The sequence below is a fragment of the Planomonospora parontospora genome (assembly GCA_014647935.1).
Lineage (GTDB): Bacteria > Actinomycetota > Actinomycetes > Streptosporangiales > Streptosporangiaceae > Planomonospora > Planomonospora parontospora.
In genome coordinates this window covers 1-853 of the sequence record BMQD01000098.1, presented here as the reverse complement: position 1 = coordinate 853, position 853 = coordinate 1, and the positions used below count along the sequence as shown (strand labels likewise).

At 72.3% G+C, this 853-nt stretch carries 1 protein-coding gene; it reads left to right on the top strand.

What is annotated here, in order from left to right; translation table 11 throughout:
• A partial coding sequence (locus tag IEZ07_RS35285; RefSeq protein WP_191898774.1) for a beta-ketoacyl synthase N-terminal-like domain-containing protein occupies positions 1 to 853 on the top strand: 853 nt, incomplete at both ends.

Genomic DNA, 853 nt, shown 5'->3' with positions numbered 1-853 from the left:
CGTTGCACCTGGCGGCGCAGGCGGTGCGGTCGGGGGAGTGCTCACTGGCGCTGGCCGGCGGCGTGACCGTCATGGGCGCGCCGGACATGTTCATGTACTTCAACACCCAGCGGGGTCTGGCCGCAGACGGCCGGTGCAAGGCGTTCTCGGCCGACGCGGACGGCACCGGCTGCTCGGAGGGCGTGGGCGTGCTGCTGGTGGAGCGGTTGTCGGACGCGCGGCGCAACGGGCATCCGGTGCTGGCGATCGTGCGGGGTACGGCGATCAACCAGGACGGCGCCTCGAACGGGTTCTCCGCGCCGAACGGTCCGTCGCAGCAGCGGGTGATCCGGCAGGCGCTGGCCAACGCCGGGCTGGCCCCTGCCGAGGTCGACGCCGTCGAGGCGCACGGTACGGGGACCCGGCTGGGTGACCCGATCGAGGCGCAGGCCGTCATCGCGACCTACGGCCAGGACCGGCCGGAAGACCGGCCGCTCTGGCTGGGCTCGTTCAAGTCGAACATCGGTCACGCTCAGGCCGCCGCGGGCGCGGCGGGCGTGATCAAGATGGTCATGGCGCTGCGGCACGATGTGCTGCCCAAGACGCTGCACGCCGAGGAGCGGACCTCGCAGGTCGACTGGTCGGAAGGCCGGGTGGAGCTGCTGACCGAGGCGCGGGAGTGGAAGCGGAACGGTCATCCGCGCCGGGCGGGCGTGTCGTCGTTCGGGCTGAGCGGCACGAACGCGCACGTCATCATCGAGGAGGCTCCGCCGGTCGAGATCATCGCGGAGACGGTCGAGCCGTCGCCCGCGTCCGAGGGCGCTGCGCTTCCGGTGGTGCCGCTGGTGGTGTCCGGTAAGAGCGTGGAGGCGCT